Below are 24,540 nucleotides of genomic sequence, written 5' to 3' on the forward strand. Positions count from 1 at the left end.
TGCTCCTTAATCAATCAGCGAAGGACGAGTACGTGATTGTTCGCGAAGCAGGTTCTGGGTATACATTTTGTCGCGCAGGATGTAGATCTCTGTGCTTTCACCTGGAGCCAATGTACCTTTTTTGAATACCGCTACTGCCAGTACATCTTCGGCCAAGCAGGCCTCATCACGAATTGGTCTTAATCCGTTGATATCGTTTGTCACCTTGATGATATCGATAAACTCTCTCCCTGACTCCAGCCGCTGAAGAGTCTCGTGGTACATGGTCATCTTTGAAATGTCGCACGGGTGCCGAGCGCTTTCTGGGATTTCATCTTCATGCTTAAGGCTAAAGCCTTGCGGGTTTTGTTGAAGAGCAACTTCAGCCAATAGGTTCTCTATTCGGGTGACATAAGGATCAACGTTGGTGTGCAGTTCGGAAGGTCCTTGTTCCATTTGCGCCTGAATATCTCGTAGCTCTTGCTCAGCTTCAGCGAAGGCCTTCTCGCGGTCAGCAATGATGGCGTTACGCTTCCGGCGCATTTCACCGTCCATGGCAACGTCCACCGTACCCATGATTGGCGGTACGTCGATTGGGAGAAGGAGTAGGTTAACCATCGACTCGGGTATACCATCTTCACCGACCATAATCGCAATCGGCTCAGAGGTGGTTGGCGTTATGTACAGGTAACCTTGCTCGGTGATGATAGGTGCCGAAAGGTTAGATGTACGAACATCCAATTCACTGAAGTTCTTGAAGTGGATACGGTTTGAACGACCAATACTCAATGCAATAGTAGCTGGTGATCCTGGGTCAACATCGAGGTAAGGCTGTGGTGTGTAAATTTCACGTGCTCGCTGCACCATTGGGTCAACGGCTGGTGCTTGTTCTTGGGTTTGATAAGCTATGGTGTTGTAGTCTGACTGTAGCGGCGCATACTCCGAAGCGGCTTGCGAGAGAAGTTCATGTTGGTCGACAGAATTAAGGTCTGTGTCCGGCATCTCACCGTTGGCAAGCATTGCACTACCTAAAGGTAAATTCTTTGCCGTTGCTTCAGCAATAATGTCATCCAGTGCTTTGATTTCACGTGACGGAATTTCTGTTTTTAGATCTGTGGGTGCTGCCATTGGTTGAGTAAAGCTTGCCGGTAAATTACTAGCTGCTCCCTCAACAATATTTAAGTTGGCTGTTGCGGTTGAACTGTATGCAAGGCTGCACATAGTCGCAAGTAAAAGTCGTTTCATTTTCATGTTCCTCCCCTGGCCTTAATGTTCAGCCAGCTCTCCTTTCAATTCCTGTTGTCGACGACTACGATTTGGTGCGCCTTCATATTGGGCTAGGTGAAGAATTTTTGGTGAACCCAAGTGTGAACCGATCTTCATTTCGTAAGTCCAGCTCATTTTGATTTCTGTGCCTTGGCGAAGGCTGCGGGAGATCTTTTCACCGTAAACCCAAACCACATCGTTTTTTGGATCAAAAACTACGTCCACTGGCGAAAAAGTCTCTTGTACTCGTGATACTTGTAGGCGGGCTACCTGCTCTTCCAGCTGGGAGCGGAACACCGGTAAATCCTGTATGGGAATCATCTTCTCGATCATGGATATAGTGAACTCTAAGCGGGCTGGGGATACGTTACCAAGTGTTTGTGCAATGAACATTGCCCAACCGGTTTGATAGGAACGTGAAACCTGGTCGCCACGCATCGAGAGCGGCTCGGTGAAGGTCGGTGGGGTTACTACCGTTGTGATCTGTTGTTGCATCAACGCATACAGTAAACCAAGAATAGCCAACCCTTGAAGGATAGCTATTTTACTGAGTGTTGCTGATAGGCTTAGTGACTCTGTGTAGTTGCGAGCAACTTTCGAATTTTTTAGCTGATCTAACACGTACTGCTTCCTGCACTATTGATAAAATTTCCGTTTCATTGGATCCAAAACAGTTTTGCTTTCCGGGAGTGGCCATAGACCCTTAAACCAGAGGTAATGAAACAAAAAACCTGGCGGGAACCTTGCCGTAATTTTTACTTGTAAAAACGCAATACCAATCCCTACGATCAAGCCGTAGTTTGTCATATCAAGCATTACACCTATCGCTGTTAAAACGACGACCGGTGCAACCTCAGTGACCGCAAAAGGACCGACCATTTTCGGTTCATTTACACGGATCGGTACAACGCTCTGATTGCGTTCTACCTGCATGCGATTGCCTGAAAAAAATTGTGGTTTGAGAGGCTTTAATACTAAAAGATTTCGGCGGGGTTTTGAAGATTTTATTTCTGTAGATCAAGTAAAACAGGTGTGAACAAATTAATGCTCACACCTGCTTTCAAAAGTTGGTTAGTGCTGTAGAATTTTTAAAGCGGTAGCATTTGCAAAATTGAAGTAGAAGCATCTAGAGTATCTTCGATAAATTCAGATGCGTTCGAAAGAACAACAAGTGAAACCGCTGAAGCAACAAAGCCCATTAGGTTTGGAGAAACGACAGAGAAAACAACAACCGCAATCAGCGTCATCATCATCAATGTTTTACCAACGTTACCTGTTGCCATGGTAGAAATTTCAGTCCAGATTGATTCCATATTTGAGTCAACACCAGACGTTGCTGTTGCAGCAATTACATCTTGAGAAAATACAATTGCGATAACAGATAAAGTTACTAGCATGAAGAATGAAGTTTTATTTTCAGAAATCCAAGTAGCTAGGTTTTGCATAGTTTTTTCCATGGTTAAATCTCCTTTTTAAAGGTGTATAGATAAATTTTGGGCGCAATGACCCATTAACACTATTGCTCGTCAAAACAACGTGTTAGCCCTGAATTGGGGCAAGAAAATGCTATTTCTAAATATTTGCGGCCAAGATAAGGCACTGCTAGATTATATTTTAGATTGAGCAGATAAAACAAGTTTTATATTCAAAATATCATAAATTAGAAGCTCTTGCTTAAGTGAGTCAACATGTTGCGGAACACTATTCCAATGATCAGCATTACCGTGGGCGGAAATAACGCTCCAAACTCACCTGAGTAGGGAAATATTAAATATATATTAAGGATTATGACAGTAAACCCAATAAACTTAGACCAAAGCCTCATACGTGAATCAGAGGTATTGCCAAACTCATACATTTTAATGCTTCTAATCTTTACACCTTCATAAATCAATGCGATTACCAAAGGTAAGCCCGTTAGAAACCAATACTTGAGCAGGAATAACCGGTAGCACATTTGATAGATTAGCAGCCTTACTTTGTCTGCAGCCTCAAGGACGTTATCACCCATTTTGGAGAGGACACGGTACTTATTTGATTTGTTAGCTTGATCAAGATTATCGCGCATAGGAAGCAAACCTTGATCAAACAGACCAAATATACGCTGGGCACCGGTCACAATATTTGCCGATGACTGATCACCGATAAGTATTTTACTTGTTTCAATCTCGGTATTCAGGGCGCCTGCGTACTCTTCTAGCTTGACCATACCGAACAGATACACCATGGAGAAAATGAACATAGCGAACATGGCTCGGTGCTGTAGCGTAAAGGTCTTAGGATCTTTTAATAGCATATTCGTTACTCAGTCAGCAGAGGGATACGACCCTTAATTTTCACGCCGGATTGCATCCTGGCCACATACTGGAGGTTTGGCATGTTGCCTAGCGCACTAGGCGGGAATAGTGGACGCTCTGTTTTGGACATGGTTTCAGCAAAGCCAGCGGCGTGTTCATCGACCATATCATCCGAAGCACCGGTACGGTTGTTACGCATGTAACTGACACTGTCCATATCAGCGGTACCAAAGTTCTCGCTCACCCAGGTTTGAGTGATACTGTCTGATACCCTGAGGGCAAACATGTTGGAGCACAAACCCAAAATACGGTTTGCGGTTGCGGCATCAGATTTTGCCTCAAGATCAGGGATCGTCTGTGTGCTTAAATAGACAGAAAACGACGCGCCGCGTCCGACAGCTAATAATGTGACTAAATTTTCATTAAGTGCAGAGTGGCTTTCATCAACAAAAACAGACACTTCCCGTCCTTTCCCCTCTGCGTGAGCATAGCGACGAGCCGCAGCAGAACATAGAGCTGAGAGGATAAGTTTACCAATCGCACCGGCAATTTTGTTATCCGCAAGACTGTTCAAGCTGATGTAGAGGCAACCACCAGAGGCCAGCATTTCTTCAAGGTTTAGGATGTAACTGCCATCGTTTTTAGCGATCACCTCATCAATGTTTGGACTTAGCAACTTATCAAGCGGCTTGGACGTCAATTGGTCAAACAGTGGTTCGGTACTCGATAGCATCTTGCTCATGTGCGCGCGGTCATGAGTAACGAAAGAGATAATACCGTCTACCGCGATATGGCGGTTGTCGGGATCAACTTTCTCAGTATTGGAGTAGTAATCAATCATGCCCGCCAAATCGCCGGGCTTACCACCATCAACACGCATGGTATGTCGTTTAGCTAGGAAATGTTCCTCACCACCAAAGAGCTCGACGTAGAATGTTTCCAGCGCCATGGTCGCCAACTCTTCTTTGGCAAAACGGAGGTAGTATGAGATCGACTTTAACTGAGGTGATTTCCCACAGTAGTGAAGGGCCTGTACCACCTGGTTAATACATTTCCACGTAAACTGAATGTAAGGATCAGTACCACTGTTGTTGCCCGAATCTGCAACATCACAGATACGCGAAGCGATATCCGTTGACCGTTCGAAGTCTCTCAACGGGTCAATCAGGCATGATTTACTTGGGTGTGATGTAGAGAAAAAGTGGAAAGGTACGCCCAGCGTTTTACATTCGGAACGCATCCTTTTTTCCCAATTCGCGTCGCCTTTCGGGTCGATTATCAGGTTAAATGATCCGCGGTTGAGCGTTGTTGTCGACAGTAAATTAAGTAGGCTGGTTTTACCTGTTCCCGGCAATCCACAGATAAACGTGTGGCCAGCGAAGTTATCAGGCAATTGATAGATAGGTTTCTCTTTGCCAAGGCCGTGGAGCCACGTTTTACCACCCAACCGCTTTGTTGTTTCAATGGCTTTACGGCTCTGTATTTCAAAGAGTTTTGGCAGTTTAAGTCCATCGAGATCAGAAGACATTGAGCTGATACGGTGGTACAGCTCACCGTGCTCTTTTCCCCACTCAAAGCCTTTTCCGATAAAGACTTGGTTCGGGTTTTTGGCGACTTCCTTACGTATCTCTTTTACATCTCTCTTATAGAGGTAATTCAGTATTAGCTTACGCTTTTGCTTGATACGAGGTAGCGCCACCAGCAGCCATTTGGTACCCATTGCAATCAGGCCACAACCAATCACCAAGCTCACACTCCATGATTCAAAGTTGAAACCGCCAAAGAACATCGTTACTCCGGCAGCAACGTAGTACCCTATGGCTATTTGAAATTCAAACTCAGGCCTGAGTAGGTCTGAGGTATTATCATTATCCCTCACGGTCTATTTCCTTAAACTGTAAAGTGAGTATTTCAGTGTCACCACTAATTAAGGTGATCAGGTGTTGGTAAAAGTTCGGAATAGCTTGGTCAGCCGATGCTCGATTGAATGCTTCTTCTCCAATAACGAGATCACCCGTTGAGCTTGTGAACTGGCCGGCTCTAAAGATGGCTTTTTGCCAAGTACGGTCTTGGTAAAAGGTCTTCAATGTAGCCTTGATGCTACGAAACTCTTCAGTGGATACATCAAGTTTTAATAATGCCTGTATGGGTGGCACTGCAGTGGCTAAGCCATATTCGACTTCGATTTGCTTGTGCTGTTTTAGTATGGGAACGTCTCGACGGCGAGCTTTAGGCTTATGATTAGGTGTGGGCGATGTAACCGATTGTTTTTCTTCACTTGCTCGTACACTGTCTGATTTTATTGCCGTTTTAGCTGTGGGCTTATCCGTCAGGAATATTTTCCTGCCCTGGTTCTTATCACTTAAGATCCCTTCTTCAACCAGTAGCTGCCGAGTTATGCCTGCTGATACTAAGGCTGGCTTCTGAAGGGTAGCGATTTTGATATAGCCACCTGCTAACTCTTCCTTGCTCATGTGCTCGAGCAAGAATTGTTTAGGGGAGTCGTTATCCTCAGAATCTGTATTGGCACCTATGGCAGCACTCATATCAGTAGATTTGCTTTCATCGTGCAATTCTGGCACTGCTTGTAGCGGAGCGTCCGGTGTTGAGTCGTGTGCGACTAAGGTACTGTATTCTTCTAGATCAGACATTGCTGTATTGGCATCAATCTCATCTTTTAGATCAGGGGTATTACTCATCATTTCTGCCATATCTGCTTCGTGGCTTGGGTTGGATTCACCCGCCGTAGGTGCATCAATTGGCGATTTGTCGGTATCAGTGACCTCACTTTGCTGTTCATCGTCCTGTTGGAATGCAAGTGCAGAACGGAGGTGTGGCATGTGCTGCGGATGGATGATGATTTGGCGTGCGGTACTGTCATCGCGCAAAATGCCAGAAGTCTTCAAGTTAGTGAAATTAAGGCCGTGGTCTTTGGCAAAGACTCGTTGTAGCAACGAAGGTTTTACTCGGGAGTTTTCACAGACAGCACCGAGGGCATCGGCGTTTTCCAGTAGCTCGATCAATCGCAATAATTGTTCTGGTAATTGCGGGTCTTCTCCTGAGTCATCAATGATGACTGCTGGGGTATCAAGATCGGAAATATCAAACTCACGTTGAGTGGGAATACCCAGCATTGAGTTCACACAAGGCGCTGCTTGTTGCTCTGGCTGAACAACCGGATTGATACGCGTTTTGGGTGTTGTGTTTGGCTTGGATGTCTGTGTGGATTCATTTGCACCCTGCTGCTCGACTGTCGGTGATTGAGCTGTAGATGTAACAGCTCCCCTGTGCTCTTCTACAGTACGATGGTGTTCACCAGTATAATTTCTTGCCTGTTGGGCTGATTGGCTTTCAGAGGCTCCCTCAGTGGGCGCTGCGATGTTATCTGATTGAGCGATGGCGTGATTATCTTTAATGTCTGTTTGAGAATCGGGTTTTTGAGTAACGTGATCAACCAGCTTGCCAGAATTAGAGGCTTTCTGAGTAGATGCAGGTTGAGCTGATGGGGTCTGTCCCGATGTTACTGGCTTGCTTGCTGGCTGCTGAGTTTGGTTAACTGTATTGGTGTCAGTTGTTCTGTTATCCGAGGTCTGGTTATCGCCGGCATTATCATCCTGAGTCTCTTTTTGTTGTTCTGTTTTCTGAGTTCTAGTGATAACGCCGCTGGTGGCTAAGATAGTTGAAGCCTTCGGTTGTGGCTTAGGTTGAGGGTCCGGACGATGCTCGTCCAGCAAATCTGTATCGATCACTTCCTCATATTCGGTCTCATTGATAAAGGTAACGCGGTGCGCTGCCGACAACTCGATCATTGCTGGTATCGACTTAGGCGGATTGCTGTTGCCAAAGATGTTCGATGGATGGCTCAGCATGAAAACGGTTATAGGCGTGTCTGATGGAACAAGTGAAGGTTGTTCTTTTTTTGATTTGACTTTTTTCGGTTCCAATTTCTTTATGCGCAGTAGTGTACGAGTATCAGACGCTCGTTTGACGTAGGCAGTGTCAGTTAACCGCTGTAAAAGCTCCTGTGGCTCGTAGGCAAAGACCGTTTTTGATTGAGGTTGCTCCCGAGCAATAATGCCTTTAACTAAGTTAAGTGTCTCAGGGTAGCGGGCAAACAAAATTCCACCAACCATAAAACAGTTATCGAGTACTTCTTTTTGCCGGCACTTATCATTAAGAATCCGCATGATGATGTCGCAGACGTTATCTCTGCGATCAGCATTGAGGTGGTAGCTAGAGCGGACTTTGATAAAGCTGTTGTGTACTGAGTTCTGCTCACCCTTCCTAACCGCGGTTGATAAATATGGATCACATGGCTTACCGGATAGGTAGTTTGAAATTTGCTCTAGGAGTCCGTTACCTTCGTCGGGAGATGTCGATAGGTAGTCGATAGCTTCTGGTGTCAGAACCTTGTTCCAGAGCATGACGGCAACATTCTCATGTCGTTTGAAACGGCCGCTATGGTCAAGGCTCTTTTGGGCATCGAGCATATCAATGTAGTACCGATCAATTTTATGTTGACGACAAAATTCAGTGAGTGACGCTGATAGGGGTTTCCAAATAAAGAGCTCGCCCTTGGCATCTTCCCCAACAATGCGCATATCAGTGATAATCTTTCCGATGTCATGTAGCAGGCCGCATACCCAAGCGCCGTATTGCCAACGGTTTTTACGACGTACTTCTATATCATTGAACGCACGAGCCTTAAGGTCTTGGGCTTTGACATAGTTGTAGGAAATACTAGCTACTTCCAATGAGTGTTGAAGTAAGCCTCCTGGCCAGTTGTGATGATGACTCTCGGATGCCGGAGTTTGGCCAATGAGATCCGTAAACCGGATGATGACTTGCCGAAAGAGAGTATCAAAATTGTAGCGTTCATTTTTTTCTTCTTCGCTGGTGACGTCGACAAATTGCTCACGCTGAGGTTTGAAATGAATCTTATGCCAATCTACAGAATGGTGAGGAAACTCATGCCGCCAACTCTCAAGTTCAACGTTACCTCCTGTACCACCGCCTGATTGCTCTTTCTCTGCTTGGAAAATCAAGCGAACTGCGGATAGAAGCTGCTTGAACTTTCCCGGACCTTTTCCATTAATTGTATGTTTTGTGGGTGTCACGATGCCTGGATATAGCTTTTGGTACAGAGAGGCCAGCGAGAGGTTGCTGACCTTTTTCCCGTTTGCTCGCGCTTTCTGGATTTCCGTTTTGATAGCCTCTACATTTTTGGCATCAGGAAACCCTGCGATCAAAAATAAATTGTTGAAGAACTCTTCAAAACGTTGCTCCGACAGAATGTGTATTGAGCCGATGGGTAACAGGCCTTCTCGCTCAATAGTTTGTTCATGATGGCCCGCGCTTAATAACTGGATATCTTCTCGACTAGCCAGTATTTGCTGTTGTGGTTCTAAGTTTGTTTCTTGATCAGCGATAGCGGTGCTTTGATTCATTCTTCTTACTCGGTTAGTCGATCATCGTTTTCAATTGGACTTCAAGCGATTCGATAACCGTTTTTAGCCGATCTGTTGAAAGTTTTGTACGGGTGTCACTGAGTCGAACGTTGCGGCGTTTTACGCGGGCAACAGTAGACAGTGCTTTAAACACACCTGTGATGTAGTTAAGTAGCTGCTCATCAGCCATCGCCTTGTATTCTTGATCGATGATGCCGATAAGAGATAACTGTTCTAAACGAGTAAGTACAGCGTCCGTGGTTTTGATCAAGTCGATAAACGTCCAGAAAAATGGATGTGAAAACGCGAACATATAAACATCTGGAGTACGTTGAACTAGCAAATTTAAGCGATCTGAAATTGCTTCATTACTTTTTAGAATGTCATCCAGTTCCGCGTTGTAGCCATTGATGAACTCTTTATGTCGCTCGTTTATACCGCTTAGCCAAGTAGAGATGATTTCGGACTGATCTTGTTCTTTGCTACAGATGACTAACAAACCGGTGAAGTGGAACGCCGCGTTCATCATGCTGTTTTGGTATTTAGACAAGTAGTAACCAAGTTGAGGAGAGCTAATACTAACCGGAATTTCCATGTGCGAATGCTGCGTTGCATTCTTGGTTTGGTTTGAGCTTGGTTTGACGAACTTCGACTTGGCAACGAGTGGATTGCTGCTGATGAAGTTATTCGCTCTTCTAGTACGACGAGCTCGTACAGTGTCTGAATTTTTTTCGGTTTCTGACTGTGCATCTGTAGTCGTGGTTTCGACCTTCTCTGCCTTGGTTTCGGCAGATTGAAGATTTTCTGTTTCAGCTTCTGGCTTTAGTGCAGTTTGTGTTGCTTCGGTAAGCGTTGGTTGAGATTGAATAGGCTCATTGTTATCGGCTGTTGGGACTGCCAACTCTGGTGCTAGCTCTGACATAATAATCAAGTTCCTTCTTCTTCTAAGAATATTTTGATACGTGGATCAATACCGGCATCATGCAAAACAGGCTCGGCGGTATTGAGTAATAACGCTTGTTGTTCGGCATTAAGATTTGTTGGATCACTTTGTGCTGCGTCCAAAGCCAAAGCGAGATTTTCTAGCTGAGCTGAAAGATCCGGTAATTCTTGTTTATCAGAATCACCACCAAACAAGATTGTGCCGTTATTTTCCATCTTTGTTCTGAGGTTAGTCAAGTTATCTAGCATCTGAGCGATATAAAACGAGGCGTCACGTATATCTTTTAATTTTCTCTCGTACTTCTCGATAATATCTAATTGCCACCGACACTCTGGTTCGACACTAAATGTATCTATTGGATGTGTACCAGGTTGGTATTTTGACTTAGATCTTTTAACTTTCTTTGTGTGTGAAAAACGTTTGTTCGTTTTTGTCGCTACTTTGCCAGCATGATACGCACCGAAACGCCACCGTATTTCAATCTTTTTCCCCCAACTTCGCTCAACCAAGGCAACACTTGGATAATACTTGATCCAAGTGGTTTTCAAAAGCTGTGACTTAATTTGATCTTGACTACCGACTGCGAGTTGCGGCCGTTGTTGTATCTCACTGACATTACGCTTCATTTCAGACCAGTAATCGGTGACTAGGTCTTTCGCCGTGACCTCCAATTGAGAGAGATCTTTAAGCATCGCTTGGATGCTTTTGTCGAACAGATAGTTGTCCATATCTACACTTCGTACAGCAAATAGCTCAAGGCCGCATGGCCTTGATAGGTTGTTTTGCTAATCAACTTATCGTTTTGAGTGGGTTTTGTAAAGTCCATATAAATATAATTAATTTATAATGGTATTGGACCTACCAAATAGCATTAAAGTTATTTATGGGCGCAATTGCATCCTTCAATAACCATAATGTTATTTATGGGCGCAATTGCGATGTAGAATAACCATAATGCTATTCATTGGCTCTTTTGCGCCACTGAATAACCATAATGTTATTCAGTGGCGCAAAATTAAAAATATTTGCAAGCACTAGAATGTTTACAGTAAAAGCAATTATAAAAAATTGTGTAGATTTATTTAATGGCCGCTGAACTACTTACGTCACATTAAAATTGATGGTATTATTTAGTCGATTACCCTCTTATCGATCAAAAAATTTAAGGACTTGTTGTGATTCGTTCAGTGAAGGACGGCACAACTCTAAACGTTATTACTGCGCTAGCAGTAGCCACCTGCATGTATTTTTCAGGTGGCGTTTTTGCCATGGATTACGGCGAGCCATCTGGCTGGTATTTCTATGGTTACGAAGACATCGACGTTGAAGAGGAATTGCCGGAAATTGAAACGCCAGAAGTAGTACCTGCTCTACCTGAATCGACAGAAGAAATTGTCGAAGATGTTGCTATTGATTCAGCCTGGTTGATTGAGAACCTTCCAAAGCTGCAATACGCGGCAATGGACGATCCGACAATTGAGAATGTTCGCCGTTACATGTATGCCCAACGTATCGCCTTGGATATTTCTACGCGCTTTGCCATGGTCTATGAGACCGTTTCTCGCCGAGAAGATGCTCTTAATGAAAACCTTCGTCGACAAGCCAATCACCCGCTGGCAACGCAAGGTAACCAACGACGAATTTTGCAGGCTAAAAATAAATTATTTACAGGCTATAACGATCAGGTTGGTCTCATGTTCTTCTTCTCAGGTTCTTGTACTTACTGTGAACAAATGGCTCGACCGCTGGAAGAATTTGTAAGGCGAACTGGTGTTGAAGTTGTTCCTGTTTCACTGGATGGTCAACCCCTAAGTACAGCAGTTTCTTTTGCTGAAGATTACATTGTTGATGATGGGCGATTGACGGACGTTATGCCGGTTGATGTTACTCCTACTTTTTATCTAGTAAACAAAGAAAATGGCGATGCGGCAAAGATGTCCATTGGGTTTCAAACACAGCCGCAGTTAGAAGAAGCGATGCTGTTTGTTATGCATGAAATTGGGATTATTTCTGAGTCAGAATATCAAAGCACCAAAGAAGTTCACGATATTCTGTTAGCTGATTATGCCTCCGACCCGATGATAATGATTAACGAAGAGGAGCTCTATGACGAGCCTGATTATCTGGCCGATAAGCTGCGTGCTTCTTTTGAAGAGAAATATCTAAACCCAGAGAGTGATTTTGTACTACCAAGCGCGGTAGTAACACATGGAGAGGTTGAAGCTGATGAGTAATTTTTCACAAAGGTTTAAATTGAAACCTTTGGTGTTTGGAATGGCTGTAGCGGTTTTAATATCGACTCCAATTGAAGTTTCAGCTAGTACAGAATCACTTAGAAGTAGTGTAGATAAAATTTTTGGCTTTACGACTACTTCTTCAAAGCCAGAGCGTTTTCAGTTAGGAGCTAATGGAAGAAGAGTTTACTCTGGTGGTGCAACCTCGATCCGCTTTCGAACCCAGCCTTTTAATGTTATTAATTTTCAGGCGCCTAGAGCCAATATAGGCTGTGGGGGTATTGACTTCTATGGCGGTTCAATTGATCTCATGTCATCGGATCAGCTAATTCAAGCTGGTCGTGCCATTGCTTCAGCAGCAACTGTATACGCTTTCAGGTTAGCACTGAACTCGATTTGCTCCAGCTGTATGTCAATTATGTCAAATATCCAAGCGATGATGCAGGAGTTCAATCGGATAGCTCAAACGGATTGTCAAAGTGCTCTGAATGCTATCAATACGTATAGTCCATTCGGTAATCCTGATGACGGCTTAAACCAAAACCACAATGCAGTGGAAGGTTCAATCGCCCAAATGACAGGTGACTGGGTGAAGACATTAGAGAACAATAACAATAACTGGCTTGATGCGTTAGCGGCTGCTGGTGACACAAAAATTGAAGATGTGGGCTCCCCGTCTATGGTCGCTGATTTTAGTGGCTACCCAGGATATTACTACGCCTACAACACAGATTTATATACTCGACTTTTCCCATGGTTAGACGTGGAACAAGGTCGAGCAGCGACATGGGCGATGTTAAGCCAAAGTTCAATGTGTGCTGACCAAAGTAGTTCGGCTGCATTTACCGACGGAGACGATCCAACAAGAAACCTTCGTTGTGCCTTGGGGGGGGAGTACACTCACTCATATGCTGATTTTCTGCTTGGTCCAATGTCCAATTCAGAGTCATCAAGCAAAACAAAAGATATTGTTGTTCCTGCATGTAATAACGAAAAAGTAAAAACTCTTGGTCAAAACAATGTGACAGTGAAATCGTGTGATGCTGCCGAAGGGGCTGTTACCCCAATGAACACAACAATTACACCTCTTTTTGAAGGATTTATGAGTACAGCTTATGGTCCTAATGTCACATCACTTTTCCACAGTGCCTTATCAGATGAGGTCTGTACCCTTACAGACAAAATACATAAAGATGCAGGTGGTCTTTTTGTTAAAGTGCTTTCATATGGTGGTCAGCAATTAAGCACTGATGAACTTAATTTAGCTTCTGCTTTGGGGACAGGTTTTACTCTTGAGCTTTATCGTTCAAATAACGACGGAAAGCTTTTAACTAATCAGCGTATTCAAATCTCCTGTCGAGATCGTTTCGAAATCTTTCATGCAGAGCTTTATAGGTATTTTTACCGAATGACAAGAGCAGCAGATGAAGCATTGTCTAAAGCGCAAACTGACCTGAAAGATAACTACGAATTGGTATTGGATACAGCTCAGAAACAGATATTGATAGACCGGATAGAGAGTATCAGGGAAGACGTTGAAGCGTCGCTTCATACGCTAGAAACCGTGATTGATATTTCACGCAATATTACAACGGGAGGGATGGCAGGTGAGTGATCCTATCGTTCTTTTTACGAATGGTGATATGAATTTCCTTGCTGCTATCCTAAATGGGATGGCAATGATGTTCGATGGTGGTGGAGGCCATAACTCAATTGCCTATATGGGTAGAATTGCTTTGATGCTCAATATTTTCTATTCGATATGGCAAGGGGTCTTCAAAAATGGGATGCCTAATATCGTTAATATTTTGCATTCAATTTTCATTTACATCATCTTCTTCCAAGCACTTGTGCCGGTTGGTTTATACAAGGACACCGAAGGCTATCGTTCCATTTCAGGTAAGCTACCGATAGGGCTTGTTTACCCCGCCTCCGTAGTTACTCGAGCCATGCATAGCTTGTCATGGGATCTCAAAGATTCAATAAATAGTGGTGTTGGTGTAACGGATTCACCGATTTTACAAAGTGGGTTAACACCGCTCCATGCATTACTTGAAATGCGAAAGGTCAGGCTCGATGGGGATTTTTCTAAAAGTGGCTCGATAGCGGGTTCTGTTGGTTCTGTAACCTCAGGTTTGACAACTGCACTTACGCATTACCAAGATCAGTGCATCACTAAGTATGCGTTGTTGAAAGATACTGATGTACCTGTTGATGGACCAACCAAACCAAACACAATTTTTGAAGAGGCTACTAGCTCGAATGATCCTCTCAAAACCTTGCATATTGCAGAGGCGGGCTGGCCATTCTTTACCACCCTCGATAATACAGAAATTAATACTGATTGTGATTCAGGGTTCAACATTATTAACACCGCTTTAGAGAAAAAAGCAAAAGACACTCTATTGTCGAGAATGAGTCAATTATTTGGCCTTGGTGATAGCAGCCATACATCAGCGGAACTAGAGTTACAGGCTGCCAATTATCTTAGAGCAATGGATCCGATGGTTGGTGCGGAAGCTGTTGTCCAGATGACGAAAAACTTATTTGTTCAAGAGGTTTTATACGGGGCTTGTGCAAATGCGGCCGTCTTAGACCCAAGTCATGTCCAAGCATGTCGAGGGCAGTTTGACGCCATACAGGAAAGACGGTTTTCTGAAGCCGGCAAAGCGGATAGCTGGCGTGAGATGGCACTGCCGATGATGACGTTCATCGAAGGTTTTGTCTATATGCTTATGCCTGTTATGTTTTTCGTTGCATTGATTGGTGGTCAAGCTGGTTTTGCCCTGGTGTTTAAGTACATGATGGCGCTCTTATGGGTAGCGCTCTGGCCAGTTTGTCAGGTTGCGGTGGATGTGTTCTTGCACGTCTACTTCAATATCTTTACCGAAAATATACAGACCGACGCTGCGGGTGTTGGCATATTGTCATCATCAGCATTTAACTCCACATGGTTGCAGTTAGAATCATTTGTTGCGTTTGCTGGTACAGCCCAAGCCATGGTGCCTGCACTCGCCATGTTTATCCTGTATGCCGGTGTCCATGCTATGCAGGGACTTGCGTCAGCAGCGTCTTCAGGTGGTGTCGCGCCACCGGGAACAAATTCCGCCAACCAAACTGCGAAAATTGACAGTGATAACGTCAGGTATGGTAACCAATCAAGCACCTATATGCGAAATGGGGACGGTGAACATAGTTTCCACCGTACTGGTCAGGTTGCAATGTCAACAAACGCAGCTCAGTTAAATCAGCAGTACTCTTCTTCACGAGCAGTTCAAGAGACGTTGCAAAATGTTAATAAAGAGGTGGCTCAGGCGAATATCAATGCCAAGTCAACCTTTAACGATACTGTCTCTAAAGGTTTCAATGTTGGTGATGCTACAGCCTATAAAGTTGCAGCTGCAAATGGTGCCACTGTCGCGGAAGGCCGAATGATGGCAGTGAATCAAATGCTGCAGGAGAAGTTTGGTGATCAGATAAATATCAAAGATGCTATCAGCTCTGGTGCCATCGCAAGCTTTGGGGGGGGAGTTAAAGTTTCGACCGGTGATCTTTTGAAATTTGTGAAAGCTGAGGTTGGTGGCGCCCTAGATGGTAAAGCTCAGTCAGTCGTTGAAAGTGTGGAAACTTTTGTTAATGACAAAGGGTTCCAAGACAGCGTAAAAGCTGCAGAAAGTCAAATGGAAGAAGCGAAACAAACTATCCAAAAGACGGGCAGTATTGATGAGCTATTTACCAAAGAAGATAAACATAATACGCAGTGGGGTAAAGCTGTTGATGCAGCGCTAGCATACCAACAAGCTTCGACAGTCCAAGCACAAATAACTGAAGCAACTAGCAATGCCCAGAATCAGACGATTCAGGTAGGCAGTGTCGCAAACAGCTTTGCAAGCAATGGCTCCGCAGGTAAGTATCTCACCGGCGTGGATAATGCCGATGCAATGCGTAGTAAAGGGTTTGACATCCTTGAAAGGGAATCAGCAGATCGTGGAGCGATGTTCGAAGATAAAGCGAAGGCTCTTATAGCTTCAAAGAATCCAATGTTTGAGGGCATGTCTGAGACAGAGGTTGTTGAGCAACTTGAAGGTGATTACCAAGAAGCGATGGCCCGAGTTAAAAGTGGTGGCGCTGTTACTCAAGCAGACTTTGATGCCATTCGTGACGCAGGTGCAAGCCAGCACACAATCGATGCCGTTAAGTCAACTTTGTTCAATGAATCCGAAGGTGGCGAGGGTAATTATGTCGGAAAGAGCTCGGCTCAGTTGACATCAGAACTTTCCGGCATTTCGGAAGCCGACTTAGAAACCGCCCATAAGGATTGGGAAAACTGGACACCTTCGCAACGGACTGAATTTGTGAATAACTATTTGCAAGGTATGGAACAGTACTTTGCTCAGGGAAGTGGTTCACCGACTGAAAACCAGTTGCGATCAGCCATGACAGGCAGCGCATGGACTGCAATTGGTCGGCAGGATTATGGTGATTATGGTGCCTTTGGTGAAGATGGCACTCTTGATAACGCTATTCTTTACGGTAACGCGATCCAAGAAGGAAGCGAGAAGGTCTTGGATATTTTCAATGAAAATAATTTCCGTGGCTTGAGTGATGATTTTAATAATGAATTATTAATGCAAGCAGCAGAGGATGGTGCAGAAGGCCTTACCAAACCGAACCCTCACCTTGATCTTGGACGCTATACCGGCACACAACATCAGTTCCAAGGAGATATAGCCCAAGCTATCTTAGATAGAGGGAAAGACGTTACAGATAAAGTGGATGCTGTTCGTACGGATAGTGAAACGGCCATTGAGAATGGTCAGCTATTGTCGAAGTTCCGCATACACGATGGTGAGACCATACTACAACAATGGGAGAACAAATCAGAAGACATAAAAACGCTACTGGCTAACGCTTCTCGCGGAGCATTAGAGGCTTACCAAGAAGAAATGGAGTCTTGGAAGGGGGTTAGTACCGCCCGGCTATTTGGTCTGGGATCTCGAATGGAAGATGTGGTTGAAAGTGGACATCGCGCTTTGGCTGAGGGAGAGTATGGCGAAGGTGCCTTTGCACGCATCAGCGATGCAGCAAATGAACTCACAGCATTTGGTTCATTAAGGTTAGATGGTATCCGATCTTTAGTGGAAGATCGGGAGCTTTCAGATCAACAACTTGGTGGAGTAGCTTCATTAATTGAAGGTAAGGTCGTTTCTTCTGAGGATCAGGTTAAACTTGCTGCTTCACTTAATAATATAGAATTATCTGATACTGATATTGAGAATATGAAAACCGCTGCCCTTGAGAAAAAGGAGTTCAATGGCGAGCTATCTAACGGGGAAACTTTAACCAAAGAACAGCGAGAGCAACTTGCAACTGACATTGCAGCAATTAGTGCCGTCAATAATGCTCAAGGGTTGATTGATACTAAGCTTGAATCTCTCGAAGAAGAAGGAAGCGGTTATTCAAAGAGCGATATTGAAAAGGCCAAGTTGATGGCTGAACTCGCCATGCAAAACTATGATGTTTCCAGTGAAGAAGCATTTAGGGACTCAAATGCAGAGTTTTTAGCTGACCATGAAGAACAAAAAGGTGCGCGAACCCAATCTCTTGAAGATGCGTATACGACAAAATACGGTATTGAGCGTGCAACTGACGCAGGTGCACGAATGTATGCTGGTGACCAAATGATGGCTCATGTAGGTGAAGAGCATCAAAAAATCTGGGATGAGTACCTTAAAGATGACTCTGTACGTGGGACAGAAACGTTTCAAAGTTACTTAAGACGCAATGGTGGAAACTCCGGTCAGCTTAACCAAGAACTGATTGAAGCTGGGTTTGATGCTAAAGAGCGTTCGAGTTTACAGTCGTTTAGGCGTGACGTTGGTGTACGTCCAGAAAATATGGAATGGCACCGAGAATTGGCTCAGGAAATTCGTAAGAATGAAGGACAGTTTAGTATCGATATGGTCGACCTTGAATCCGACCAATACCTGAAATCATCGCTCAATGAGCTGATGAACAGGGAGTTCTTTGCAGAAAAAGTGAGTTTGGATCGTATTAAAGATGGTATAGAAGTCATTTCAGATAAGAAGGCTGACTTACAATCGGTTCGAGCGGCTCACTTCGATAAAGACAATGGTTTTACATTATCGAGAGAAGAACTTCATGCGGTAGAAACATCCATAAACGGTAAAGCTGAACGTCTCAGCGGTTCATTACTATACGGTACTTCTGCTAAGAAACACTTGGAGAATGCATCTGCTAAAGCGTTAGAAGCGGGGATCATTGATAGAAACCAAGCCAGTAATGTTAGTTCCGCAAATCAACTGGATAAGGATACCAATCATCTGCTTCGACGTTCTGATGAAGAAACACGTGAATTTGCGTTGACTGCTTTGAATAATGCTGAAGCCAATGGTGGCAAGTTAACCGATGCAGACAAGAACGTTGATGCGTTGCACCACAGCTACACAAGCATGGGTGATACCAACAAGCTATTCGAGATGGCAATGAAACCAGAGGCCTCTGAAGGAGGGTTGGGTGATGATGTCTCACAAGAAGATAGGGTAAATGCAGTCAAGGCAATGGATCAGGCTCACCGGTATGTAACGGCAGAATCTAAGTTCAATGCTCTCGAAGGTGCAGCATCCAAGTTGACTGAGGAACAACAAACGCTATTTAGCCAATTACGCAATGGTGAGGTGATGGACTTAAACACTAAGCAAATCGACGAGATAAAGCATGCGCTTGTAGATAATGGTGGTGACGTTAATTTGGTTAATGACCTTCATTTTACATCGGCTGAAATTTCGTCTTCACGAAAAGCAATTATGTCAATGTCACCCGACCAGCAGCAGATGGCAGCGACGTTAATTAAAGATTACTCCGAAAACGGAATAAAAATTGGTAACCCGGGCGATGGGCTTAATGATCATTCAAGGGAGTTCCCGAATGACTCGCGATTGCCAACGATAAAGAAGAATGATTAATGGATGAAATTACTGTGAAGACGAAGTTTCTTTTAATGGTAGCGGCTCTATCCCTAGCAGGCTGCGCCAGCAATCCGGTTAATGATTGCGATGAGTACTCAACCTCTCCGACTCACCGAGTAAGTGGGAGCCAGTCAGGTGATCCCACAATGTATGAAGGATATGTGGACAACAGCGTTTATGGCTGTAAAACCTCATCAGGAAAGTGCAGTGAGGTGTATGTTGGGTATGGTCACCCAGCGATCGATCCTAGGTTTGAAACGCTATACGAGCGCTATGGCAACTTAACAACCTTGTATGTGAACCAAAATGCCTGGACTGATAGTGATGGTTATAAGAATGAGCGTATTACTCAAAGTAACCTAGTAGACACAATCTATTTTGAACATGACAGTTCGATGCTCTCATCTAAGGCGAGGCATGATCTGGTTCAACATGTACGGTACTTATTAGCTAACCCCAAAGTACGCGTTGAGCTTGTTGGCCAGGCATCACTACCGGGCACAAAGGAGTACAACCAACGACTGTCTCTACGCAGGGCTAAAGTCGTCCGTGACTTTATGGTGTTTGAAGGTGCTGATCCTGCTCGTATCAGTACACGAGGTATAGGAGAATCACAATCAGTGAGTGATTCACTATATCGAGTAGTACGAATTAATTACTTCGGTGCGTAGCTATGGAGTATCGGATATTGAAGCACCTATTTGGCAACCTGTACTTGATGGCTTTTCCGCTGATGGTAGTTGTGCTGTTTAGTAGCTACAAGCAGTATTTTGGTAATGGATACCCTGTATCACTTGGCTTGATTACTTTTGTTATTGCCTTCGGCTGTTTATCCATGATTCAAGTTGGTTATGCTAGCCATCAAACCGATACAGGAATGGATTTTTGCTTTGTTATTGCGATTGCAGGTGTGGTCATACTGAAAAAGCGATTAAGTGACTCACTATCTTTTGAAAATATAAAATTTGTACCTGTGAAATGGTTGGGCCGAACTGAGTGCCTTCAAGTTGTTGCGTTATCAACAACTGGTCAAGCGTTTTCGTTCGGAACAATCAGCCCCAAAAAGGCGGAGCAGTATGAAATGGAATTTAATCTGATAAAGGCTAGCTCATGATTTTATCTAATAACTGTACTTCAACTTACTCGTGCTCTGAGATCGTTGTAGACAGGCGCTCACTCTATTTAGAGCTGGAACGCCGTATCAAATCAGGAATATGCTTTACAGTCTTGTTGGTAAAGGTATCCAATTACCTTAACCTAGCCCGAACCCAAGGTTTTGAAAAAGCAGACCGTAATATCGGGCGTACCATCGATGCCGTTAAGCGCTTATTCCCAGTATTGGTTGATGACAAGGTTGCTCTGTTTAGCCTACATCGCTTTGACTTTGACAATATCGCCATTGTGATAGACCGCGAAGTCAGCGTAGATGAACGCAACCGCTTTTTTATGGCTATGACCAATGATCTTCCTGATATCTTGAATTTCCACTTTGGCTGGAAAGTCCATGATGCAGCTAAAAATGAGCGCTTATCGCCAGATGTCATGCTGCTAGATTGTCTTGATGATATTTTGCTTAGATTAGAGCTATCGCAGAGTGTGACGGTTCCACCTGAAGGGCAGTATAACTTCAGTGATGAAGACTTGAAAAAGGCGATGGATCACGGTGAGCTTGATCTCTTCCTTCAACCACTGGTGGATCTGGACAAAAACGAAATATGTGGTGTCGAAGCACTATGCCGCTGGCGGCACCCAGAGCACGGTATTTTGGTACCGCCCCACTTTCTCGGTTGGTTTGACTACTACAAGCGTAATTATGAGCTTGATGAGTATGTGATTGCTAAAGCCTTCGCTATTGCTAGCGACTGGCAAAGGAAAGGCATCGACATCCCTATTTCTATCAACTTAGATAGCAAAACCTTGGGCCACTACTCGTTCCAAAAGACACTGAGGGAGCGGCTTAATCAATACAAGGTGTTACCTAAACAGATCAAATTTGAAATCACGGAAACACGGGTCATCAAAGAAGATTCCTACGAGAAGCGCGTGATTGAAAAACTGCAGGAAAAAGGTTTCAAGGTTTCGCTAGATGACTTTGGGTCAGGTTCAACCAACTGCAGCTATTTGTATTTCCTTGCCCCTGACCAAGTAAAGCTGGACCGGGTTTTTACCGCCCACCTAAATGATGGTGCGCATGCAGATGACCATAGCCTGTTAATGTTGAGCAGTGCGATAAACATGGTCAAGGCGAAAAAAGGCATTGAGATAGTGGCAGAAGGTGTCGAGAACGAGTACCAAGCCTCGATTTTACGAGAACTAGGCTGTGGGATTGCCCAAGGATGGCTGTTTGGTCGTCCGATGCCTTCTGACGAGATGGAATTACAAATTATGTTACAAATGGAAAACGCTGCTTAGGAGTAATAGCATGAGTGATATGGACGTACTAAAAGAAGAGCAAGATGTAGTAGGACAGCCACCAGCTTCAGCGCAAACCCCAACATGGGTACCACCCAAGTCAAGAACGCCGGCGAGTAAGCGAGTAGAGAAAAATATTTTTAATTCTAAACCAGCTCGTAAGCGTGCAATCGCGAAGGCGACATTAAGCGAGATGCGCGAAGTTTATGAGTTATTGGGTGACGCTATTATTGAACGGGAAGAGTCAATTCGACTCATGGAAGAAGAAAAGCAAAGACGGAACGAAGAGTGTAAAGCGTTGCTGGATGCCGCTAAAGCCAGTGGCGTAGATCTGAAAATGCTTAAAGAAATGCTGTAAACCTAATGACACTACTCCTTGCCTATTTAACAACTATTTTGGCCGTGGGGGTTATGAACCGCATAGTTTTAGTTCGGTTAATGCATTCAAGCCGGCCATACTTCTATGTGATGAGCATGGTGGGGGTAGTGTGTCATGAGATTTCCCACTATCTATTTTGTAAATTAGGAAAGCATCAGGTGACAAGTGTGTGTTTGTATGACCCAAAAGCTCGTAAAGGGTGTTTGGGATATGTAGAGCACAGCTATAACACCAGGAGTATTTATCAAGTTGCTTTTTTACCGCTAATTGCATTAGCACCATTAATTGTTGGTAATCTAGTAGCATATTGTTTTACAATTTGGCTATACCCACAAGTTGATTTAAGTTTGATGTTTTCACGCATAACGGTATTGCTTGAGAACGGTATTGCCTTTGACCATATAGGTCAGGTGCTTTATCAGTTAAGTAGTAGCGTGGCAGAAATTCACTTATATCTTATTGAGCAGTCGTGGGTAAAATATCTGGTTTGGATGTGGTTTTGTGCAACTATTCTGTATCACGCTATACCATCAAGAGCAGATTTTAAAGGAACGTATAGGGCGCTGCCCATCGTATTTATATTGGCTTTAATCGTGGTAAGAATTGGTTTACCGGTGCATGACATATTTAATGACATGGTAAGTCAGCATTTATTTTTCATGCATATTGTCATTGTAGTTAATGTTTTATTGTTTATCTTTACACTTATAAAAAGGGATTGAGAAAATGTTGAAGCAAGTTGTATTTTTCCGGAACTTGGCCTTGTTCTTATCATTGATGCTGGTGGGCTATAGCTACGTGTTTGGTTATCATGTTCAGTTAGAGTTGGCGTCTATGTCTGGCATTGCCGTTCTGACATTTCAGCTGATCTTATTTCATAAGGCTGGCATCCTTGCCAAGGAAAAGAACTATAGCCCTATCCAAACAGCGCTGTTGAAGACAGGTCGAAAAGTTGACGTTGAATCAGTCGAGGAAGTGCAAGCATACATGGAGCGTTTTCGTACTAAATCTCAGCTCCGTCTAATGCAAGCTCTGCCGTTGCTTGTGTTTGTTGTCTCTAGTGGCTTGTTTATCTACGGTGACACCAATAATGGAGCAACGTTTTTGGCGTCTGTGATTGCGATGGTTTGCTACATTATGGTTCGTCCTTTTGAAACGGTTTCAGAGTTAACTGTCGATATAGTAAAGTAAAAAATAAAGGCTGACCTAACATATTGTTAGGTCGGCCTATTTGGAATCTTTTAGATACCTTTAAATTGAAGCCAAATCCTTTTCACCTCCTGTTGCGATCAGAAAGTAAAATTACCTATATCTTTTTTCTTTTTCATCCCAGTTCCATAATTGAGGTTTCATCGGATGAACGACTGGCACTATACCTATTCGCCAATCATCGTACTCACCACGGCTCGCCGAGATCAATCGCTCTCTCTCTTCTTCGGTAAAAGAAAGATGAAACGCAATACTCTGCTGAGTATCTTCGTACCAGTTTCTTTTATCTGTTGCCCACTCTCGTGCATAAGTCTGAGCACCACTATAACTTTCAAGATTATGCTTTCTTTCATCAAAAGCATCACGAGTTCGGAAATACCATTTCTTATACGAACCAGCGTTTTTTTTGTACTTGTTATATTCTGCATATGACATGGAACCGTACCGATCTCGCTTCTCATCTGAAGTTAGGTCATTTTGGCTTTCATCAAAATGATGGGTTTGACATGTTTCAACTGTTTTCACATTTGATAAATCAGTCAAACCATTCACCGCGCTATCCAAATATACATTGATGGTATCCGCTAATTCTGCTTGCCGTTCTGTGATATCGATACACAGGTCCAAACTGAAAGTAGCTGGGCGTTGTTCGTTGAGGTATGAGTTAAAATAGGTATTCGGTCCAATAAATTCGACCATTTCACCGTTTATTTCATGCTTCAATTTTTGAAGAAAAGGTATCTTTACTTTCTCAGCTCCAAGATCAACCACGGCATAGGTAAATACACCTTTACTATCTAAAAATTGATTTGCATATTCTTGAACACGAGCTGGACTCGGTCTTCCGATTTTGTAAACCTGAGGCTCGTAAATGACATCAGGATGATTATCCTTCGGCCATCGAAGATAATACTCTCGACCTTCATAGCGGTCGGTGCGGATATCAACGCTTATATGGCCGGGACGGTCACTGGCAAACGGTGTAACGGCAATGACGTTGATGTTGTCGTTTAAAGCAAGCGTTTCATCAATGCCTTCTTGGAATGCATGAGTTAAAGCCTCGCCGTGAGCCTTCCACTTGGCTTGCTCTAACAACTGTTCGGCTTGACGCTGCGCCTGCTTGATAGCCTGTTCATGTTCCTGTTTTATGCGGGCAGATTTAAGTAAATAACCTGGTTCAAAGATGACTTTTGAATTTTCACGCAGGTGTTCTAGTTGAAGTAATATTTCACGTTGCTCATTCTCAAGCCGGGCAACTTCCATGTGTGTCATATCGTCACGCTTTCTTGCCTGAAGCGTGTTTAACTTCCGGCGAAGTACGATATTTTGCTTCGATAAATCATCAATGGTTTGGCTTGCTTTTTGATCTGCATCGATTCGAGCTA

General features: G+C 43.8%; 19 protein-coding genes. 9 read left to right on the forward strand and 10 right to left on the reverse strand.

What is annotated here, in order from left to right; genetic code table 11:
- Positions 1 to 6: 6 nt before the first annotated feature.
- From NHN17_RS10075 to mobI, 9 genes are all read right to left on the reverse strand, one after another.
- Entirely contained in the window at positions 7 to 1,224 is a 1,218-nt protein-coding gene (locus tag NHN17_RS10075; RefSeq protein WP_255042281.1) for a hypothetical protein, read from the reverse strand.
- Positions 1,225 to 1,245: 21 nt separating this feature from the next.
- Positions 1,246 to 1,866 carry a TraE/TraK family type IV conjugative transfer system protein gene (locus tag NHN17_RS10080; RefSeq protein ID WP_255042282.1) on the reverse strand — a complete coding sequence of 207 codons (621 nt, stop codon included), beginning with the start codon at positions 1,864 to 1,866 and terminating at the stop codon, positions 1,246 to 1,248.
- A 15-nt stretch (positions 1,867 to 1,881) separates the two neighbouring features.
- Positions 1,882 to 2,178: a type IV conjugative transfer system protein TraL gene (locus tag NHN17_RS10085; protein WP_255042283.1), complete on the reverse strand. Its 297-nt coding sequence runs from the start codon at positions 2,176 to 2,178 to the stop codon at positions 1,882 to 1,884.
- A 155-nt stretch (positions 2,179 to 2,333) separates the two neighbouring features.
- The gene (locus NHN17_RS10090) at positions 2,334 to 2,702 is read right to left on the reverse strand and encodes a hypothetical protein (protein ID WP_255042284.1); all 369 of its coding nucleotides are present in this window, start codon (positions 2,700 to 2,702) and stop codon (positions 2,334 to 2,336) included.
- Between the two features lie 203 nt (positions 2,703 to 2,905).
- Positions 2,906 to 3,541, reverse strand: a complete 636-nt coding sequence (locus NHN17_RS10095) for an IncC plasmid conjugative DNA transfer DtrJ family protein (RefSeq protein WP_255042285.1) — start codon at positions 3,539 to 3,541, stop codon at positions 2,906 to 2,908.
- A 5-nt stretch (positions 3,542 to 3,546) separates the two neighbouring features.
- Entirely contained in the window at positions 3,547 to 5,421 is a 1,875-nt protein-coding gene (traD, locus tag NHN17_RS10100) for a conjugative transfer system coupling protein TraD (RefSeq protein ID WP_255042286.1), read from the reverse strand.
- Positions 5,411 to 8,989 (reverse strand): TraI domain-containing protein, encoded by a 3,579-nt coding sequence (locus NHN17_RS10105; RefSeq protein ID WP_255042287.1) that lies wholly within the window; start codon positions 8,987 to 8,989, stop codon positions 5,411 to 5,413. Before NHN17_RS10105 ends, traD begins: the two co-directional genes overlap by 11 nt.
- Positions 8,990 to 9,002: 13 nt before the next feature.
- Entirely contained in the window at positions 9,003 to 9,911 is a 909-nt protein-coding gene (locus NHN17_RS10110; protein ID WP_255042288.1) for a hypothetical protein, read from the reverse strand.
- 5 nt (positions 9,912 to 9,916) lie between these two features.
- Positions 9,917 to 10,660 carry a conjugative transfer protein MobI(A/C) gene (mobI, locus tag NHN17_RS10115; RefSeq protein ID WP_255042289.1) on the reverse strand — a complete coding sequence of 248 codons (744 nt, stop codon included), beginning with the start codon at positions 10,658 to 10,660 and terminating at the stop codon, positions 9,917 to 9,919.
- A 447-nt stretch (positions 10,661 to 11,107) separates the two neighbouring features.
- Between mobI and traF the strand changes: the two genes are divergently transcribed.
- Genes traF through NHN17_RS10160 form a run of 9 tightly spaced genes read left to right on the forward strand, consistent with a single transcriptional unit; the run spans position 11,108 to position 23,137 of the window.
- On the forward strand, positions 11,108 to 12,166 hold the full coding sequence (gene traF / locus NHN17_RS10120) for a conjugal transfer protein TraF (RefSeq protein ID WP_255042290.1): 1,059 nt from the start codon (positions 11,108 to 11,110) through the stop codon (positions 12,164 to 12,166).
- The gene (locus NHN17_RS10125; RefSeq protein WP_255042292.1) at positions 12,159 to 13,781 is read left to right on the forward strand and encodes a conjugal transfer protein TraH; all 1,623 of its coding nucleotides are present in this window, start codon (positions 12,159 to 12,161) and stop codon (positions 13,779 to 13,781) included. Before traF ends, NHN17_RS10125 begins: the two co-directional genes overlap by 8 nt.
- On the forward strand, positions 13,774 to 19,152 hold the full coding sequence (locus NHN17_RS10130) for a conjugal transfer protein TraG N-terminal domain-containing protein (RefSeq protein WP_255042293.1): 5,379 nt from the start codon (positions 13,774 to 13,776) through the stop codon (positions 19,150 to 19,152). Before NHN17_RS10125 ends, NHN17_RS10130 begins: the two co-directional genes overlap by 8 nt.
- Entirely contained in the window at positions 19,152 to 19,826 is a 675-nt protein-coding gene (locus NHN17_RS10135; protein WP_255042294.1) for an OmpA family protein, read from the forward strand. Before NHN17_RS10130 ends, NHN17_RS10135 begins: the two co-directional genes overlap by 1 nt.
- A gap of 17 nt (positions 19,827 to 19,843) precedes the next feature.
- Complete coding sequence (locus NHN17_RS10140; RefSeq protein ID WP_255042296.1) at positions 19,844 to 20,269, forward strand: hypothetical protein; 426 nt, start codon at positions 19,844 to 19,846, stop codon at positions 20,267 to 20,269.
- On the forward strand, positions 20,266 to 21,567 hold the full coding sequence (locus NHN17_RS10145) for an EAL domain-containing protein (RefSeq protein WP_255042297.1): 1,302 nt from the start codon (positions 20,266 to 20,268) through the stop codon (positions 21,565 to 21,567). Before NHN17_RS10140 ends, NHN17_RS10145 begins: the two co-directional genes overlap by 4 nt.
- Positions 21,568 to 21,577: 10 nt before the next feature.
- Positions 21,578 to 21,925 carry an H-NS family histone-like protein gene (locus NHN17_RS10150; protein WP_255042298.1) on the forward strand — a complete coding sequence of 116 codons (348 nt, stop codon included), beginning with the start codon at positions 21,578 to 21,580 and terminating at the stop codon, positions 21,923 to 21,925.
- Between the two features lie 5 nt (positions 21,926 to 21,930).
- Positions 21,931 to 22,668 carry a hypothetical protein gene (locus tag NHN17_RS10155; RefSeq protein ID WP_255042299.1) on the forward strand — a complete coding sequence of 246 codons (738 nt, stop codon included), beginning with the start codon at positions 21,931 to 21,933 and terminating at the stop codon, positions 22,666 to 22,668.
- Between the two features lie 4 nt (positions 22,669 to 22,672).
- Complete coding sequence (locus tag NHN17_RS10160) at positions 22,673 to 23,137, forward strand: hypothetical protein (RefSeq protein WP_255042301.1); 465 nt, start codon at positions 22,673 to 22,675, stop codon at positions 23,135 to 23,137.
- 111 nt (positions 23,138 to 23,248) lie between these two features.
- On the opposite strand, the gene NHN17_RS10165 is transcribed toward NHN17_RS10160, so the two are convergent.
- Positions 23,249 to 24,540, reverse strand: a 1,292-nt coding sequence (locus NHN17_RS10165; RefSeq protein WP_255042304.1) for a hypothetical protein, incomplete at its 5' end; no start/stop codon positions are given.

It is taken from the genome of Photobacterium pectinilyticum, from assembly GCF_024357955.1.
Lineage (GTDB): Bacteria > Pseudomonadota > Gammaproteobacteria > Enterobacterales > Vibrionaceae > Photobacterium > Photobacterium pectinilyticum.

What these genes read in the sequence shown, in the direction of transcription:
- NHN17_RS10075 (WP_255042281.1), bottom strand. Translation starts at nt 1,224, where the DNA reads ATGAAACGACTTTTACTTGCGACTATGTGCAGCCTTGCATACAGTTCA.
- NHN17_RS10085 (WP_255042283.1), bottom strand. Translation starts at nt 2,178, where the DNA reads ATGCAGGTAGAACGCAATCAGAGCGTTGTACCGATCCGTGTAAATGAA.
- NHN17_RS10090 (WP_255042284.1), bottom strand. Translation starts at nt 2,702, where the DNA reads ATGGAAAAAACTATGCAAAACCTAGCTACTTGGATTTCTGAAAATAAA.
- NHN17_RS10095 (WP_255042285.1), bottom strand. Translation starts at nt 3,541, where the DNA reads ATGCTATTAAAAGATCCTAAGACCTTTACGCTACAGCACCGAGCCATG.
- NHN17_RS10105 (WP_255042287.1), bottom strand. Translation starts at nt 8,989, where the DNA reads ATGAATCAAAGCACCGCTATCGCTGATCAAGAAACAAACTTAGAACCA.
- NHN17_RS10110 (WP_255042288.1), bottom strand. Translation starts at nt 9,911, where the DNA reads ATGTCAGAGCTAGCACCAGAGTTGGCAGTCCCAACAGCCGATAACAAT.
- mobI (WP_255042289.1), bottom strand. Translation starts at nt 10,660, where the DNA reads ATGGACAACTATCTGTTCGACAAAAGCATCCAAGCGATGCTTAAAGAT.
- NHN17_RS10125 (WP_255042292.1), top strand. Translation starts at nt 12,159, where the DNA reads ATGAGTAATTTTTCACAAAGGTTTAAATTGAAACCTTTGGTGTTTGGA.
- NHN17_RS10135 (WP_255042294.1), top strand. Translation starts at nt 19,152, where the DNA reads ATGGATGAAATTACTGTGAAGACGAAGTTTCTTTTAATGGTAGCGGCT.
- NHN17_RS10145 (WP_255042297.1), top strand. Translation starts at nt 20,266, where the DNA reads ATGATTTTATCTAATAACTGTACTTCAACTTACTCGTGCTCTGAGATC.
- NHN17_RS10150 (WP_255042298.1), top strand. Translation starts at nt 21,578, where the DNA reads ATGAGTGATATGGACGTACTAAAAGAAGAGCAAGATGTAGTAGGACAG.
- NHN17_RS10155 (WP_255042299.1), top strand. Translation starts at nt 21,931, where the DNA reads ATGACACTACTCCTTGCCTATTTAACAACTATTTTGGCCGTGGGGGTT.
- NHN17_RS10160 (WP_255042301.1), top strand. Translation starts at nt 22,673, where the DNA reads ATGTTGAAGCAAGTTGTATTTTTCCGGAACTTGGCCTTGTTCTTATCA.